The 14,431-nt window shown below is 67.8% G+C and carries 17 protein-coding genes; 7 read left to right on the forward strand and 10 right to left on the reverse strand.

Annotation, left to right across the window (positions count from 1 at the left end):
• The first annotated feature begins 298 nt into the window (after positions 1–298).
• The 3 genes from ACOJUJ_RS21525 to ACOJUJ_RS21535 are packed head-to-tail and all read left to right on the forward strand — an operon-like array spanning position 299 to position 2,392.
• The gene (locus tag ACOJUJ_RS21525) at positions 299–505 is read left to right on the forward strand and encodes a hypothetical protein (protein ID WP_420128974.1); all 207 of its coding nucleotides are present in this window, start codon (positions 299–301) and stop codon (positions 503–505) included.
• Positions 505–1,296, forward strand: coding sequence for a Ku protein (locus ACOJUJ_RS21530; RefSeq protein ID WP_420128975.1), 792 nt, complete (start codon positions 505–507; stop codon positions 1,294–1,296). Before ACOJUJ_RS21525 ends, ACOJUJ_RS21530 begins: the two co-directional genes overlap by 1 nt.
• A complete protein-coding gene (locus tag ACOJUJ_RS21535; protein ID WP_420128976.1) occupies positions 1,289–2,392 on the forward strand; it encodes a Ku protein in 1,104 nt (367 codons plus the stop codon). Before ACOJUJ_RS21530 ends, ACOJUJ_RS21535 begins: the two co-directional genes overlap by 8 nt.
• A gap of 529 nt (positions 2,393–2,921) precedes the next feature.
• On the opposite strand, the gene ACOJUJ_RS21540 is transcribed toward ACOJUJ_RS21535, so the two are convergent.
• Positions 2,922–3,584 carry a DUF4389 domain-containing protein gene (locus ACOJUJ_RS21540; RefSeq protein ID WP_420128977.1) on the reverse strand — a complete coding sequence of 221 codons (663 nt, stop codon included), beginning with the start codon at positions 3,582–3,584 and terminating at the stop codon, positions 2,922–2,924.
• Between the two features lie 422 nt (positions 3,585–4,006).
• On the opposite strand from ACOJUJ_RS21540, the gene ACOJUJ_RS21545 reads away from it, so the two are divergent.
• The 3 genes from ACOJUJ_RS21545 to ACOJUJ_RS21555 all read left to right on the forward strand — a co-directional run bounded on the left by ACOJUJ_RS21545 (position 4,007) and on the right by ACOJUJ_RS21555 (position 6,053).
• Positions 4,007–4,495 (forward strand): pyridoxamine 5'-phosphate oxidase family protein, encoded by a 489-nt coding sequence (locus tag ACOJUJ_RS21545; protein WP_420128978.1) that lies wholly within the window; start codon positions 4,007–4,009, stop codon positions 4,493–4,495.
• A 98-nt stretch (positions 4,496–4,593) separates the two neighbouring features.
• Positions 4,594–5,541, forward strand: a complete 948-nt coding sequence (locus ACOJUJ_RS21550) for a glutathione S-transferase family protein (protein ID WP_420128979.1) — start codon at positions 4,594–4,596, stop codon at positions 5,539–5,541.
• Positions 5,541–6,053: a GNAT family N-acetyltransferase gene (locus ACOJUJ_RS21555; protein ID WP_420128980.1), complete on the forward strand. Its 513-nt coding sequence runs from the start codon at positions 5,541–5,543 to the stop codon at positions 6,051–6,053. Before ACOJUJ_RS21550 ends, ACOJUJ_RS21555 begins: the two co-directional genes overlap by 1 nt.
• Positions 6,054–6,223: 170 nt before the next feature.
• Here the strand turns inward: ACOJUJ_RS21555 and ACOJUJ_RS21560 are convergent, their stop codons facing one another.
• Entirely contained in the window at positions 6,224–7,747 is a 1,524-nt protein-coding gene (locus ACOJUJ_RS21560) for an IS1634 family transposase (RefSeq protein WP_420128981.1), read from the reverse strand.
• Positions 7,748–8,056: 309 nt separating this feature from the next.
• On the opposite strand from ACOJUJ_RS21560, the gene ACOJUJ_RS21565 reads away from it, so the two are divergent.
• Positions 8,057–8,332: a hypothetical protein gene (locus ACOJUJ_RS21565; protein ID WP_420128982.1), complete on the forward strand. Its 276-nt coding sequence runs from the start codon at positions 8,057–8,059 to the stop codon at positions 8,330–8,332.
• A 96-nt stretch (positions 8,333–8,428) separates the two neighbouring features.
• Here the strand turns inward: ACOJUJ_RS21565 and ACOJUJ_RS21570 are convergent, their stop codons facing one another.
• From ACOJUJ_RS21570 to ACOJUJ_RS21605, 8 genes are all read right to left on the reverse strand, one after another.
• Positions 8,429–9,487: a Gfo/Idh/MocA family protein gene (locus ACOJUJ_RS21570; protein ID WP_420128983.1), complete on the reverse strand. Its 1,059-nt coding sequence runs from the start codon at positions 9,485–9,487 to the stop codon at positions 8,429–8,431.
• A 150-nt stretch (positions 9,488–9,637) separates the two neighbouring features.
• Positions 9,638–10,078 carry a peptide-methionine (R)-S-oxide reductase MsrB gene (gene msrB, locus ACOJUJ_RS21575; RefSeq protein ID WP_420128984.1) on the reverse strand — a complete coding sequence of 147 codons (441 nt, stop codon included), beginning with the start codon at positions 10,076–10,078 and terminating at the stop codon, positions 9,638–9,640.
• Positions 10,079–10,318: 240 nt separating this feature from the next.
• A complete protein-coding gene (locus tag ACOJUJ_RS21580; protein ID WP_420128985.1) occupies positions 10,319–11,470 on the reverse strand; it encodes an NAD(P)/FAD-dependent oxidoreductase in 1,152 nt (383 codons plus the stop codon).
• Positions 11,471–11,473: 3 nt separating this feature from the next.
• Positions 11,474–12,112: a hypothetical protein gene (locus ACOJUJ_RS21585; RefSeq protein ID WP_420128986.1), complete on the reverse strand. Its 639-nt coding sequence runs from the start codon at positions 12,110–12,112 to the stop codon at positions 11,474–11,476.
• Between the two features lie 2 nt (positions 12,113–12,114).
• Positions 12,115–12,753, reverse strand: coding sequence for a hypothetical protein (locus ACOJUJ_RS21590; protein WP_420128987.1), 639 nt, complete (start codon positions 12,751–12,753; stop codon positions 12,115–12,117).
• Positions 12,754–12,852: 99 nt separating this feature from the next.
• Complete coding sequence (locus ACOJUJ_RS21595; protein WP_420128988.1) at positions 12,853–13,473, reverse strand: hypothetical protein; 621 nt, start codon at positions 13,471–13,473, stop codon at positions 12,853–12,855.
• Positions 13,474–13,509: 36 nt separating this feature from the next.
• Positions 13,510–13,698 carry a hypothetical protein gene (locus tag ACOJUJ_RS21600; protein ID WP_420128989.1) on the reverse strand — a complete coding sequence of 63 codons (189 nt, stop codon included), beginning with the start codon at positions 13,696–13,698 and terminating at the stop codon, positions 13,510–13,512.
• A gap of 140 nt (positions 13,699–13,838) precedes the next feature.
• Positions 13,839–14,431 (reverse strand): C-terminal helicase domain-containing protein (locus ACOJUJ_RS21605; protein ID WP_420128990.1); only part of this gene is annotated, 593 nt, incomplete at its 5' end.

Raw genomic sequence — 14,431 nt, forward strand, 5'->3', positions numbered from 1 at the left:
TGTGAGGGTGTGAGGGTGTGAGGGTGTGAGGGTGGGAGGGTGTGAGGGTGTGAGGGTGTGAGGGTGTGAGGGTGTGAGGGTGTGAGGGTGTGAGGGTGTGAGGGTGTGAGGGTGTGAGGGTGTGAGGGTGAAGCCGCTCGAGTGTGCCCGGCGTTCACTCACCCCTTCACCCCTTCACCCCTTCACCCCTTCACCCCTACACCCCTACACCCCTACACCCCTACACCCCTACACCCCTACACCCCTACACGCCGTTATCCTCCAGCATTGGCAGACAACTTGCCCCTGCTACGCCGGCATGGCGAACCGAAAGACCCTCCCCTGGTGGCTGGACGGCGGCACGGAGTCGTGCGACCTGTGCGAGCAGCCGCACGCGCTGCAGTCGCAGCGCCGCTGTGCCGCGTGCGACCGCGCGTCGTGCGAGCACTGCGTGACGGTGGACCCGGATACGGGCGAGATCCTCTGCCACGAATGCGCCGGCGAGGCCGGGGAGGATAAAGGCTGATGGGCGCGCGGGCCATCTGGAAGGCCAGCATCCGCTTTGGCGCGGTGCAGGTGCCGGTCAAGCTGTACTCCGCCGTGCAGGACCGTACCGTGCACTTTCGCCTGCTGGACTCCAGGCGGCACGAGCCGGTCAAGCAGCACATGGTGGATCCGGATACCGGCAAGGTAGTGGATTCCGCCGACATCCGCCGCGCCTTTCAGACGGACGAAGGCGATCTGGTGATCCTGGACGAAAAGGATCTGGAAGAGCTCACGCTGCAGCCCTCGCGCGAGATCGAGATCACCCGCTTTGTCCCGCCCGACAAGATCACCCACCAGTGGTACGACCGGCCCTACTACCTGGGCCCGGACGAGGACGACAAGGGCTACTTTGCCCTGGCCGCGGCGCTCAACAAGCGCGGCGTGGAGGGCGTGGCGCACTGGATGATGCGCAACAAGGACTACGTGGGCGCGCTGCGGGCCGAGGGCGACTACCTGATGCTGATCACCCTGCGCCGCGCGGGCGAGGTGGTGCCCGCATCGGCCCTTCCCGCCCCCACCGGCCGCGAACTGGATGAGCGCGAGATCGGCATGGCGCGGCAGCTGGTAGCCGCCATGGAAGACCCGTTCAACATCGCTGCCTACCACGACGAGTACCGCGAGCGCGTGGTGGAGCTGATGCAGGCCAGGGCGGCCGGCAAGGTGGTGAAGTTCCCGCGCGCGCAGGTGCGCAAGACCGACGTGGACCTGGCGGACGTGCTGCAGGCCAGCCTGGCCGCGGCCGGCGGCGGAAAGGAGAGAAAGCGTGCCTGAGTGGGATGAGGACGACGGCGGACAGGAGGCCGTAACCCGCTCCTTCTGGTCCGGAACCATCACCTTCGGGCTGGTGAGCATTCCCGTGGCGCTGTACGCGGCCAACCGCTCCCAGCGCGTCTCGCTGCGCATGGTTTCGCCCGAGGGAACGCCGCTCACCCGCCGCTACTTCACGACCAGGGACGACCGCGAGCTGGATTCCGACGACATCGTGCGCGGGTACGAGATCGAGAAGGACCGCTTCGTGATCGCGGATGACGACGAGCTGGAGCGGCTGGCCCCGGAGCGCACCCGCGACATCGACCTGCGGCAGTTCGTGGACGCGTCGGAGATCGACCCGATGTACTTCGAGCGCGCCTACTATCTTACGCCCAACGGCCAATCGACCAAGGCGTACCGGCTGCTGGCGCGGGTGATGGAGGAGACCGGCCGCGCCGGCATCGCCACCTTTGTGATGCGGACGAAGGAGTACCTGGTCGCCATCCTGGCCGAGAACGGCATCCTGCGCGCCGAGACGCTGCGCTTTGCCGACGAGCTGCGCAGCGCCGCCGACATCGGCCTGCCCGAGGCGGTGGAGCCCGACGCGGCTGCGGTAAAGCGGATGGACCGCGAGATCGGCAAGCAGGTGGAGGCGCGGCTGGATACCAGGGAGCTGGAAGACCACTCCGCCGACCGGCTGATGAAGGTGGTGCGCCAGAAGGTCCGCTCCGGCGACGACGTGGTGCACCTGGATGAGTCCGAGCAGGAGCGTTCGTCGGATGTCATCGACCTGATGGAGATCCTCAAGCGCCGCCTGCAGGGCACCACGGAGGAAGAGGACACCCCGCCCACATCGCGCACCGCCGCCAAGCCAAAGCCGGCTGGCAAGAAGCCGCGGAAGACCGCGAGCAAACCGTCCAGCACGTCTTCGAGCAAGACGAGCAAAGCCTCGTCCGCGAAAAAGCCCGCGAAGCCCTCAGCGGGCGCGCGCAAGGACGCGGACCTGGCCGCGAGCAGCAAGACCGACCTGCTGAAGCGCGCCCAGAAGCTCGACATCCCCGGCCGCAGCGGGATGAGCAAGGACGAACTGGTGAAAGCCATCCGCCGCGGTGCCTGATCGGCGACAGATAGATCTCACCGCGCGACGCGGAGCGCCTACTGGCCCAACCGTTGAGTTCCTGAGGGCGTTGCCACGCCTCACCCGCTGCGAAAGGAAGCGCGGTGTCATCCTGAGGGAGCGCACGCACACAACCTTCGCTACCACAGTAACTTGCGCGCGACCGAAGGATCTCTGTCGGGTCGCGCGAGGTCCAGCCCTTGGGAGCCGTTCAAGTCTCTCATACCGAATCCCGCTGTTCATTGTGCACCCGATCCCGGATCATGGAAAAAGACTCGTCTGCAGGTGCAGTCGGTGTTCGCCCGATTCGCCGAATGCATAACGAACCGTGAGAAACGGTATCAAGATCAATCGGGCAACCGCGATCCTTCGGTCCGCGTAAGCGGTTGTGATGGTTCAGGGTCGGGGTGGTGCTCCCTCAGGAAATCAACGATTCGGATTCGGCAACAGTCTGCGGCATAGCGACGGAGGCGCGGAGGAAATCCTCCGCGCCTCCATTTCTGCATCACCATCGAACTACGGCCCTGCTCTATCCTAGCGTGAACGGCGGGTACTCGTCGTGGAGCAGCAGCAGGTAGGCTTCCACGCGGATGTTCCAGCGCAGCACGCCCACGCCAAAGCGGTACAGCTCTTCGGGGTAGCTGCCGGTCATCAGGATCAGCACCCAGGCCACGATGGTGGCCAGACACCACGCCATGCCCAGCAGCCACACGGCGAAAATGTGGGGGATCGCCAGGATCAGCCGGAACGCCACCGACACACGGTCGCGCGGCTGGTCGTGCACGTCAAGCACCAGCTCCGCCGGATAGGGCGCGTCGCCAAAGGGCGGATATTCGTCGCGCAGCAGCGCGGTGTACGCCACAGCACGTACGCGCCAGCGCAGGTACCCTTCCACCAGGCTGCGCAGCCCCTCGGGGTAGCGGCCGGTAAACAGGATGGAGAACCACGCGATCATCGCGCAGAACCCGGCGATGGCGCCCAGCAAGCCGGTGCTGCTCCACTGCGAGCCGCTATCGCCCGACCCCCACGTCCACGAAAGAAAAACAGCCGCGGGCGCGCCCACCAGGATCAGGTGCGGAATGGCGAGCAGGAGCCGGAACGCCGTGGTCATGCGGTCGCGGTTCTCCAGCGCCGGCTGCAGCCGCACGTCCACGGGATGCGGCCGGTCCAGTTCCATGGCAATGGTGCTCATCGTCTCCCTCCGGGGCGCGTGCCCCGCTTATCGTAAAGTCCTGCATCGGCTCGGCGAGCCGGGTCCCGCAACCGGCGCGCGCAGCGCCTCGCGATGATCGTACGGAGCAATCGCGGAAAAGCTTCAACGCGAGATGATCCGCATCGACCCCATCGCAAAGAACACGTGAGGCGTGGGATGCGAACGGGTCACGCGCCGGCACGCCCGCGTCCGCACGTACGGATACGATCGATCGCGCCGCGGAGGCGCAGGGGTGACACCGGCGAGGCGCGTCGGGATCTTACCATCGAAAGACGAGGAGGTCCGGGTGTAGGGAAATCCCCGTCAGGAAGGATTTCGATCTCCCGACCCGCACTCGGGCAGTGCGCAGTACCTTGCATCGACGGCCGCGCATGGTGTGCGGGCCCAACCCTGGAGGGAGCATGACGACGATGCCGCAGCCTCGCATCCGGCGCCTGGACACGGAGGAGTGCAAGGAGATCCTGGCCCGCAACCACGTGGGCCGGATTGCCTACGCGTGGAAGAACCACGTCGACATCCAGCCGCTGCACTACGTGTTCGACGGCCAGTGGCTGTACGGCCGCACCTCGCCCGGCACCAAGCTGGACGTGACGGGCGACCAGTGGTGGCCCGTGGCGTTCGAGGTGGACGAGGTGCAGGGGATCTTCGAGTGGCGCAGCGTGGTGGTGCACGGCGGCTTCTACGCCATCGACGAGGACGGGCCGGAGTGGGAGGAAACCGCGTTCAACAGGGGCGTCGACCTGCTGCGCGCGCTGATCCCGGAAACGTTCACGCCCGGCGACCCGGTGCCGTTCCGCACCGTGCTCTTTCGCATCGCCGTGCAGGAGATCAGCGGCCGCGAAGCCACGCCGGGCGAGGCGGCGGCGGCGGACGCGCCGTCGCCCACGTGACGAAAAGGGATCCGGCGTAAGGCCGGCGGGTGCGGGGTACGGAGGATGCGGGGCGGAAACCCGGATCCCCGATATCCAACGAAACCGAAGCAGGGACGATGAGCGGCACGGCACAGTTTCCGGCGGAGACGGGCGCGGACGGCGCGTTCGTGCGGCAGCGGTACTCCATCCGAGACCGCATTACGGCCGATGGATCTTCCGGCTTTCCCGCGGAGGCGGGGCGCTACCACCTGTACGTTTCGCTGGCCTGCCCGTGGGCGCACCGGGCCATCATCGTCCGCAAGCTGCTGGGGCTGGAGGACGTGATCGGCATGTCCGTGGTGGATCCCCTTCGCGACGAGCGGGGCTGGGCGTTTCGCGAGGGTGCGGGGCACGGGCCGGACCCGGTATGCGACTTTCAGTTCCTATCCGAGGCGTACCTGCGCACCGATCCCGCGTACACGGGGCGCTACACCGTTCCCTGCATCTGGGACCGCCAGACGGGGCGGCTGGTGACCAACAACTACCCCGACATCACCATCGACTTCGAGACGCAGTTCACCGCCTTTCACCGCCCCGGCGCGCCGGACCTGTATCCGGAGCGGCTGCGCGCGGAGATCGACGAGGTGAACCAGATCGTCTACCGTGAGGTGAACAACGGCGTGTACCGCGCCGGGTTCGCCACCTCGCAGGCGGCGTACGAGGGAGCGGTAGAGGGATTGTTCGCGCGGCTGGACTGGCTGGAGGCGCGGCTGGCCGGGCGGCGCTACCTGGTGGGCGATCAGCTCACGGAAGCCGACATCCGCCTGTTCACGACCCTGGCGCGCTTCGACGCGGTGTACGTGGGCCACTTCAAGTGCAACCTGCGCCGCCTGGTGGATTACCCGAATCTGTGGGCGTACGCGCGCGACCTGTACCAGCGCCCCGGCTTTGGCGAAACGGTGGACTTCGACCACATCAAGCGCCACTACTACATGACGCACGACCAGCTGAACCCCACGCGCATCGTGCCGATGGGGCCGCTGATGGACTGGGATGCGCCGCACGGCCGGGAGCGGCTGCGTTGATGGATACGGACGGCCTGCGCATCCGCGACGCGCGCCCCGACGAGCGCGACGCCATCCGCGCGATCACCCGGCAGGCGTACGAGCAGTACGCGTCCATCATGGAGCCCGATGCCTGGGCGGGGCTTTCCGGCGCCATCGACGCGGGCCTGGAGGCGGAGGGTGCCGACCGCATCGTCGCGGAGCGGGACGGGCGGCTGCTGGGGTGCGTGGCGCTCTTTCCCCCCGCGGCGGACGCGTACCCCGGCGAGACGGGGCCGGCCAGTTGGCCGGAACTGCGCCTGCTGGCCGTGGCGCCCGAGGCGCGCGGGCAGGGCGTGGGACAGGCGCTGGTGGAGGAGTGCGCCCGTCGCGCGCGGCGGCTGGGCGCGTCGGAGCTGGGCCTGCACACGTCGCGCAGCATGGGGGCCGCGATGCGCATGTACCGCCGCATGGGCTTCGTCCGCGCCCCCGAGCACGACTTTCAGCCGCCCGGCGCGGAGCTCGTCGAAGGATATCGGCTGCCGCTGGGGTAGTGCGTGGTAGCCTCTACGCTGAAAAGAACAAAAGAGGAAGGGTACAGAGCAGGCATTCGACAGCGGCAGCTAACACGAGTTTCGCAAACTGTTTCTGTACATACAAATAGACAAATTCGCTCCAGGCGCGTGTACAACACGCCCGGAGCGGGTCAGAGTTTCCTAACAGCTTATGCTGGTGTGACTTGGAGCGTTTTCGGAGGGAGAGGGACCTTGCAACAATTCAATAGCTCGCGCTCCGCGCTGGTCAGCGACTTCGTCTGCAGGACTGAAGCGCGGCCGGTGGCAAGCTCGCTGAGCGTAATTCTTTCCACCTGCTCGCGCATCGCGTCCCATCCGATCCTTGCCCGGCTCTCGGCCACGCGGACCAGTAGATAGGCGAGGACGCAGACGTGCACGTGAGCGGTGATGCGCTCGGGGGTGCGGTGCTGGACCGGCTCCAGGTCCAGAATGCTCTTCATGGATCGGAAGGCGCGCTCCGCTCTCCACAGGTCGCGGTACCCGAGGACAAGCTCTTCCGCCGGCAGGTCGAGCTCGTTGGTCATCAGCACGTACTTGCCATCGTGACGCGCCGCGGCCGCAACCCTGGCCGGGTCGATCCGGAGCTTCCCGTCCGCGTCCCGCACCAGGTAGCGGGCGTAGCCGGGCGTGGAGAGCAGAGAATGCTTGTCGCGTGTCTCGTCGGCGCCCTTGCTTTTCTTCTGCTTCGCAAGCTTTGCCTTGAGCCGTTCGAGGACGGTGGCGCGCGTGCGGGCGTCGTGCTCCGCCCGCGCCTCGCTGCGGCAGAGCAGGTAGCGCAGGGTGCGGCCTCCGTCCGTGATCCGGGTTTCCTTCACGCCCAGGCCCTCGCAGACCGGGCTGTAGCGTCCGCGCAGGGAGAGGATGTGCGCCTCCAGAGCGGGATCGTTCCGGATCGGACAGCCGAGGAGATACCCCAGGCGGCGGGACTCGAGGAAGTCCAGGTTTGCCTGGCTGACCATTCCCCGGTCTCCCACGAAGAGGAAGCGACGAGGCCGCAGGCCCAGCAGATCGCGCGTGACCTCCTCCACCGTGGTCACGTCGATGCGGTTGCCGGGGTAGATCCAGTGGCGCACCGGGATGCCATCGCGATTGATGGCGAGCCCGACGACGATCTGCGGCAGGTCGGGACGCTTCTTCTTCGAATGACCATAGCGCCGGAGCTCGCCTTCGGGGTCTGCCTCGTCGAGGTAGAAGCTGACGCTGGTGGTGTCGTAGAAGAGGACCGACACGTCGGCGCTCAACAGGTCGGTCACCTGGAAGTACAGGTGCTCCTGCAACTCGGGCATGGCGCCGTGGAGGAAGTCCATGGCCCGATACAGGTGCTGCACGTCCAGCTCGGCGCCTCCGCCCTCCAACCCGGGAATCCAGGCGCTGGCGCCGGCCCAGCGGGAGCAGGCCAGCTTCGAGGCCGGGGCGAGGGCCCGGTGCGCGACCAGCGCGAAGATAGCCCGCTCTACCGGCTGGGCGAAGGAACGCGCTTCGAGCGCATGGGAGAAGAACTCGTCCAGGCGTAGCTCCCGCCAGAGCGAATCGAGCAGATGCGTGCCGCCGAAGGTCCAGGTGTGGGTCACCTCCAGCCCCGCGGCGGCCGGGGGCGTGGCGGGATCGAGGTAGCGGCTTAGCTGCTCGACGAGGCGTCTCTGGCTTTTGTCTGCCCCTCTATACTCCCCCATCTGTTCAGTTGCCGGCCGTCTACGCCGCGGTTGCGGCACCGGGGGAGAGCCCGAGCCGCTTCTATTTACGCGGTTCCACCCCCTATTGTTGCGTTTACTTCCGATACCGTGTGTAGCAGTCGTAATCTGGTGCATGAGCCGCGCGGCCGGAAACGCTGTCCACGTCGCGCGAACGCTTGTGTAACGGTGGTTCTCCCGACGAGTTACAGGATCTCGTCTTGTGGGGGGGAACCCCTTGTGCAACCGGCGGGTACTCCTAAATTGTAAGTATCTCTTCCAAATGACGTAGCCGAGTGCTGGGAGCCATGTATGAGTAGCCTGGACCACGAAGCGACGACGCGCACGGAGAGTGCGCCGGTGGATGAACTGCTGGGCACGGTATTCAACACGCCCAAGGACCTGCGGCACTCGGCCGAGCAGGTGCTGGGGCAGGAATTTGTGCCTACCGCGGTGGAGTACGAGGACGAGACGACGGCGGACCTGGTGCTTCGCCCCGCGGGGATGCCCGAGATCCACGTCCACGCCGAGCGCGAACGCCACTGGTACCCCTACGAAATTACCCGCGTAGACGACGTGGAGCGCTGAGGCCTGGTTGCAACTTTGTAACTCACAGGGTTGTAACGTGCAGAGTTGCAGGTAAGAGGCGGGCGATCGCACCATGCGATCGCCCGCCTTTCACGTTCACGCCAGCTCGACGACCGCCCGTTCCGCGGCGGAGCGGCGGGCCGCCTCGATGATCCGCAGCCCCTGCACCGCGTCCGCGGGATCCACGGGCGGCGGCGCGCCGTCGCGCAGCGCCGCCGCGATGCCCGCGTAGTACGCGGGCCAGGCGCCGGGCTCCGCGGGCACGAGGGCCCACGCATCCACCGCGCCCACCCTGCCCCACCGCGCCTCCGGCTCCGCGCCCCAACCGGCGCCGGGCCGCGCACCTTGCTTCAGCGCCCCCTCCTGCATGTCCAGCCCGTGCTTGACGTACGCGGCGCGGCTTCCCAGTACGCGGAAGCGCAGGTCGTGGTCCGCCGCCGTGGCGCTCATCCACAGGTGCGAGCGCACGCCGGACGCGTGCTCCAGCGCCACGAACGCATCGTCATCCACCTGCACACCCGGCCGGCGGCGGTCTACCTCGGCGTAGACGCGCGCCACGGGACCCCACAGCACCAGCGCCTGGTCGATCAGGTGGCTTCCCAGGTCGTACAGCGTGCCGCCCGCGTCCGCTGGATCGCCCGACTCGCGCCATCCTTCCTTCGGCGTGGGCCGCCAGCGCTCGAAGCGAGATTCAAAGCGGTGCACGTCGCCCAGCGCGCCCCGCGCCAGCAGGCGCCGCAGGGTAAGGAAGTCGCCGTCCCAGCGCCGGTTCTGAAAAACGGAAAGGAGCCGATCCAGGCGCCGCGCCTCGTCCACCAGCGCCTGTGCCTGGGCGGAGGTGGCGGCGAGCGGCTTGTCGACCACCACCGCCAGCCCCGCGCGTAGCGCCGCGCGTGCGTACGGCACGTGCGTCGTGTTGGGCGACGCGACCGCGACCAGGTCCACTTCGTCCGCGCGCGCCCACAGCTGCTCCGCGCTGCCGAGGACTTCGACGCCGGGATGCTCGCGCCGCGCCTGCTCCGCGCGGTCCGCGTTCCCCGTGACGACGATCGCCAGCCGCATCCCCTCCGTAGCCGCCACCAGCGGCGCGTGGAAGACCGATCCCGCCAGCCCGTACCCGATCAGCCCGACCCGGATCTCCCCATGCGCCGTCATCCCCCGTCTCCTCACACCGCCCCTGATGAGCAGCGTTCAAGAACTGTTAAGACCGATGACAATGAACGAGGACGCCGAGAGCCGATCCTCTCCGCGTCCTGTGTCACCCGTTCACCCGTTCACCCCTTCACCCGTTCATCCCTCGCCCGCTCACTCCTTCAGCGGCGGAAGCGCCTCGCCCTCGGGGATGAAGCGCAGCGCCACGCCGTTGTTGCAGTAACGCTTGCCCGTGGGCCGGGGACCGTCGTTGAACACATGCCCCTGGTGCCCGCCGCAGCGCGCGCAGTGGTACTCCGTACGCGGCCACAAGGTCAGAAAGTCGCGCTTGGTGTCCAGGTGCCCCGGGATGAAGTCGTAAAAGCTGGGCCAGCCGGTGCCGCTTTCGTACTTGGCGTCGGAGGTGAACAGCGGCAGGTTGCACGCCGCGCACACGAACGTTCCGGCGCGCTTTTCGTGGTTCAGCGGGCTGGTCCCCGCGCGCTCCGTCCCTTCTTCAAACAGCACGTCGTACGACTCGGGCGGCAGCTCACCGCGCCACGCGCGCTTCGGCTTTTCCAGCGTATCGAAATCCTTTTCCGCAGACGTCCCCATCGTCGTCTCCCTTCCCCATTTCCATAGGTCATCACCGGGATGCGGCGCGCGCCGGCACCGTTCCCGACGCAGCTGCATCCATCATACCCCGTTGGCGGGCTTCGGTTTGCATGACGGTGGATGAACGAAGGGCGGGATCAGTACGCCGGAACCGGCCGCGGGCGGGGCCTGCCAAACGGTCGGCGGCGACGCCCACGTCAAAGCCGCCACATCGGATGGATCGCGGTCGACCGCCCATTCTCACGCGGGGATGGATGCGGACTCCGGCGCGGAGGCGAACACCTCACCCAGCTCCGATGGCGCGCCCAGCGCCAGCTCCGCCGCGGCGCGGCCGCACAGCGCGCCGATCACGTTGCCGGTGCCGCTGTAGCCGCCGGCCGCCCACACGCGCGGGCGAACCTCCTCCAGGATCGGCAGCCCCGTGGTGCTGAAGCTTACGCACGCGGCCCAGCGGTGCGTCACCGGCGCGTGGACGCCAATGCGCTCACGGAGAAAGCGCTCCAGCGGCCCCTGCACGGGCTCGCACGTCTGCGCATCGTGCGTCCACTGGCTCTCGCCGCCAGCGTCCCGAAAGCCACCCAGCGCGATGCGGCCGTCCGGCAGCTGCTGCCAGTACTCGAACCCCCAACGCGCGTACACCGGCCGCGGAACGCGCACCTCGTCCGTGGGGGCGGTGGCGATCATCTGCAGGCGCGCGGTGCGGATGCGCGGCGCCAGCTCGGGGAAGATCGCCTCCAGCCGCCCGTCCACCGCCACGATCACCTGGCCGCAGCGGATGGTGCCGGCCGGCGTCACCACCTTGCCCGGACGGACCTGCACGGCGGGCGTGTGCTCGTACAGCCGCGCCCCCGCGTCCACGGCGCGCCGCGCCAGGATGCGGCAGCGGTGCAGCGGGTTGAAGACACCGTCGGTGGGCAGCAGCAGGCCGCGGCCCTCGGGCCCCTCGTACCACTCCGCGGGAAAGCCGTCCGCCCGCAGCGCGGCCAGGTGGTGGCGGCAGTCCTCGGCCTCCTCGTCCGTGTCGGCGATGCGCAGCGATCCCGTAAGCCGCACCGCCTCCGGCGTCTCCGCCGCGATCCGGCGCACCTCGTCCATCGTCAGCCGGTAGATGCGGCGCGCACGATGGTGCCCGTGCCGCGCCACGGCGTCGTGATAAAAGTCGTACGTCCCCGACAACACGAATCCGCCGTTCCGCCCCGCCGCCCCGCCCGCCACCTGTCCCGCGTCGATGCCGATGACGCTGACCCCGCGCCGCAGCAGCTCGCCGATGCAGGTAAGCCCCGACCCGCCAAGGCCGACGACGCACACGTCGGCGGATGCGTCCCCATCGAGCGCCGGCAGCGGCGTCCACGCTCCATCGTCCCAGACGGGGGTGTTTCGATCAACGGTCATGGATCACGAAAGCGGGTCCGGGAAGCCGGAGTCCGGTTGCGAGGAGAGCGAGCCGAGCCACACCAGGCCGCGGTAAAAGACCAGAAGCGTGTCGCCGTCGCCGGTCTGCTGGACACGGTCCGCCGTGGGGACCAGCCGCGCCAGTGCCTGAAAATCGCCTTCGTACGAGCTTGCCAGCTCCGCGTCGATCACCCGGCCGGCGCGCCAGCGAAGGTCGTCCGGGCCGCACGGCGCGTCCCCGTACTCCGCGGGCGGCTGCGCCGGAACGCCCTCGGCCGGTTCGAACACGTTGCGGTACCAGTCGATCTCCTCGCCCACCGCAACCACGACCTGCGTGTCGTAAAAGTCCGGATGAAACAGCCACATCTCCAGGTAATACGGCTCCCCCGCCGCGTCCAGGCGCTCGCGCCAGGCGCCCAGGATGTCGACGAACGCCGCCACAATGCGCCGCCGGTACCAGTAGGGCGGGTTTCGCGGCACCAGCCGCCGCCAGGGATCCAGCCAGATCTTTACGTAGTGCCTGCCCCCGCCCCGCAACGCCTCCACGTCCAGCTCGCGATGGGCAAGGCGGAACTGCTCCAGCTGCCGGATGCGCCGCTTCCACCCGCGCACCTTCTTCCGATTGGAGAACGGATTCGACATCGCTACCGAACCTCCGGGAGCACCGGCAGCGCAGGACTCAGCTCCGAGGGCTGGGTGCCCAGCCAGACGATGCCGCGTTTGAACGTGAAGAGGGTGTCGTCGGCGGTTTGCTCGATGCGATCGGCGGTGCGGGTCCAGTCGGCGACGTCGAACTCATCAAACGCATCCTCCCGGGCCGAGAAGACGTCGAGCAGCTGGCCCGCTCTCCACTGGAAGCGGCCCAGATCATACGATTCGTCCCGATACTGCACGGGTCCCGCGGACCCGCGCTCCACAAAGTCGAAGCGGGTCCGATAGCCCTCGATACGGTCCCCCGTCGCGGCAACGACCTGCGTACCGTGAAAGTTGGGCTCCAGCACCCACAGCGCCAGGTAGTACGGCTCCCCCTGCCGCTCCAGCGTCTCGCGCCACGCGTCGAAGATGTCGATGAACGCCGCCAGGATGCGGCGCCGATACCAGTACGGCGGGTTGCGCGGCACCAGCCGGCTCCACGGGTCCAGCAGGATCTCGACGTACTCCACACGGTCCCGGCGCAGCAGTTCCAGGTCCAGCTCCCGATGGCGGAGGCGCAACCGCTCCAACTGCCGTATGCGCCGCTTCCACCCGCGCACCTTTTTTCGATTGGAAAACGGATTCGCCATCGCTACCGGTCAGCCGGGACTGAGGTACTGGTACGGGTCTGATTCATCGACGGGGCATGTACCGGACGAAACGCCAGGGTTGGCGGTGGCGCCCCCAGCTCACCAGGGGTTGCGCGCGATCCACGCGGCGGCGACGGCCGTGTAGTCGCGGTAGATCAGGTCGCCGCGGTCCAGGCGGAGCTCGTCGCAGATCTCGGGAAGTTTGCGCAGAAACTCTTCGAAGCGCTGCACCATCACCGCGCCGCTGGGGAGGATGGCGCCGGAGCTCGCGCTCCGCAGCCAATCGCGTACGAGCCTGACCACATCACGAGGGTCTCCGTTGTGCGCCTTGATGTCCTGCCCGGCGATGTTCGAGCAGAACTTCTGGTACCGGTTCAGTTCACGGTCCAGGATCAGGCACACCTTGCGCCGCTGATCTCCGGTCCCGAAACGCTTCGCGCCCAGGAAGAAGCCAAGTTCGAGCGGCATGTTGAAGCGCGGCAGCCCCCATGGCGCATCGAGCTCCATACGAGAGATGTCGTGAATGCCGAGCCGGCACGCGGCAATCAGGCGCTCGACCTTGTCGATTCTGACCTGGCTCCCGTCTTCGAGTTCCAGCGCTGACCGCGCGATGAATCCACAGTCATGAACGGCGAATACCAGCGCCTCGAAAAGGGGCTGGTATTCGCCATCGAACGGGCAGTTGATGTAGACGTGGTCCTGGTGCGATACGCTCGGCAAGCGAATGCGCCCACGGGCAAGAGGAGCGGAATGCGTTCAGGCGCTGCTACTGACTCGCTCGACCGCGGCGCGGATCGCTGCGCGCGAAACTGTTCCCGGCTTGTACGAAGGCTTCACCACCCGGGCATTCTTGGGTGCTTTGCGGGCCACCGAGTCCGCGTCCGAATCACCCGCCGACGCGTTGCCGTTCTTCCCGCTTTTCCCTGCGCCGTTCACCTTTGACATTCGCCCTCCCGATGTTCAGGATCTGCCCGCAAATTAGTCGATCATCGGACGCCGATCAACTCCTTCTCCTCTCCCGCCATCTCGAAAACCGAGGTAGATCCTGACCCGACACACGGCAGCCGCGCCGACTCCTCCGCGCATCACACCGGCATCGTCCGGATCCGCAGACGCACGGTCTTGCCGCCGGGCGCGGGGTAGTCGAGCTCACGCGGCGGGGCGGCGAAGTGGGCGGGGTAGCCCTTGATGGCGGTGGACTCCGTCATCACCTCCTCGTCCTGCGGGACGGTGCGCAGGACGTCTTCGCTCATGAAAACGATGAGCTTGGAGCGGGGGCGGGTGATGGACACGTTGAACCGGTTGGGGTTCAGCAGAAATTCCGCCTCGCGCTCGGCGTATTCGCGGTCCGCGACGGCGTACGACACCAGGATCAGCTCGCGCTCGTTCCCCTGCATCCGCTCCACCGTGTCCACCACCGGCAGCGCGTCGCGCGGCCAGCCCGCGGCGGCCAGCTCGGCGAGGATGGCGCTGTTCTGCGCGCGGTGGGGGCTGATGACGGCCAGCCCGTGCGCGCGCAGCGCCTCCGGCGTGTACCGCTCGCCCGTCGCGGGATCGCGCAGCCCCACGCGAGCCAGCCGGGCGATGCGCGCCACCAGCCGCGCCTCGAACGCGTTGCGCGCCGTCGCCCGCACGCCGGAGTACGTCGCCAGCACCGCCGCGTCCTCCGGCCGCAGAA

Source organism: Longimicrobium sp., assembly GCF_048594345.1.
Classification (GTDB): domain Bacteria; phylum Gemmatimonadota; class Gemmatimonadetes; order Longimicrobiales; family Longimicrobiaceae; genus Longimicrobium.

Bases quoted from the DNA above. Each gene is read 5' to 3' on its own strand.
- ACOJUJ_RS21525 (WP_420128974.1), top strand. From the start codon at position 299: ATGGCGAACCGAAAGACCCTCCCCTGGTGGCTGGACGGCGGCACGGAG.
- ACOJUJ_RS21530 (WP_420128975.1), top strand. From the start codon at position 505: ATGGGCGCGCGGGCCATCTGGAAGGCCAGCATCCGCTTTGGCGCGGTG.
- ACOJUJ_RS21540 (WP_420128977.1), bottom strand. From the start codon at position 3,584: ATGAGCACCATTGCCATGGAACTGGACCGGCCGCATCCCGTGGACGTG.
- ACOJUJ_RS21545 (WP_420128978.1), top strand. From the start codon at position 4,007: ATGACGACGATGCCGCAGCCTCGCATCCGGCGCCTGGACACGGAGGAG.
- ACOJUJ_RS21550 (WP_420128979.1), top strand. From the start codon at position 4,594: ATGAGCGGCACGGCACAGTTTCCGGCGGAGACGGGCGCGGACGGCGCG.
- ACOJUJ_RS21555 (WP_420128980.1), top strand. From the start codon at position 5,541: ATGGATACGGACGGCCTGCGCATCCGCGACGCGCGCCCCGACGAGCGC.
- ACOJUJ_RS21560 (WP_420128981.1), bottom strand. From the start codon at position 7,747: ATGGGGGAGTATAGAGGGGCAGACAAAAGCCAGAGACGCCTCGTCGAG.
- ACOJUJ_RS21565 (WP_420128982.1), top strand. From the start codon at position 8,057: ATGAGTAGCCTGGACCACGAAGCGACGACGCGCACGGAGAGTGCGCCG.
- ACOJUJ_RS21570 (WP_420128983.1), bottom strand. From the start codon at position 9,487: ATGACGGCGCATGGGGAGATCCGGGTCGGGCTGATCGGGTACGGGCTG.
- msrB (WP_420128984.1), bottom strand. From the start codon at position 10,078: ATGGGGACGTCTGCGGAAAAGGATTTCGATACGCTGGAAAAGCCGAAG.
- ACOJUJ_RS21580 (WP_420128985.1), bottom strand. From the start codon at position 11,470: ATGACCGTTGATCGAAACACCCCCGTCTGGGACGATGGAGCGTGGACG.
- ACOJUJ_RS21585 (WP_420128986.1), bottom strand. From the start codon at position 12,112: ATGTCGAATCCGTTCTCCAATCGGAAGAAGGTGCGCGGGTGGAAGCGG.
- ACOJUJ_RS21590 (WP_420128987.1), bottom strand. From the start codon at position 12,753: ATGGCGAATCCGTTTTCCAATCGAAAAAAGGTGCGCGGGTGGAAGCGG.
- ACOJUJ_RS21600 (WP_420128989.1), bottom strand. From the start codon at position 13,698: ATGTCAAAGGTGAACGGCGCAGGGAAAAGCGGGAAGAACGGCAACGCG.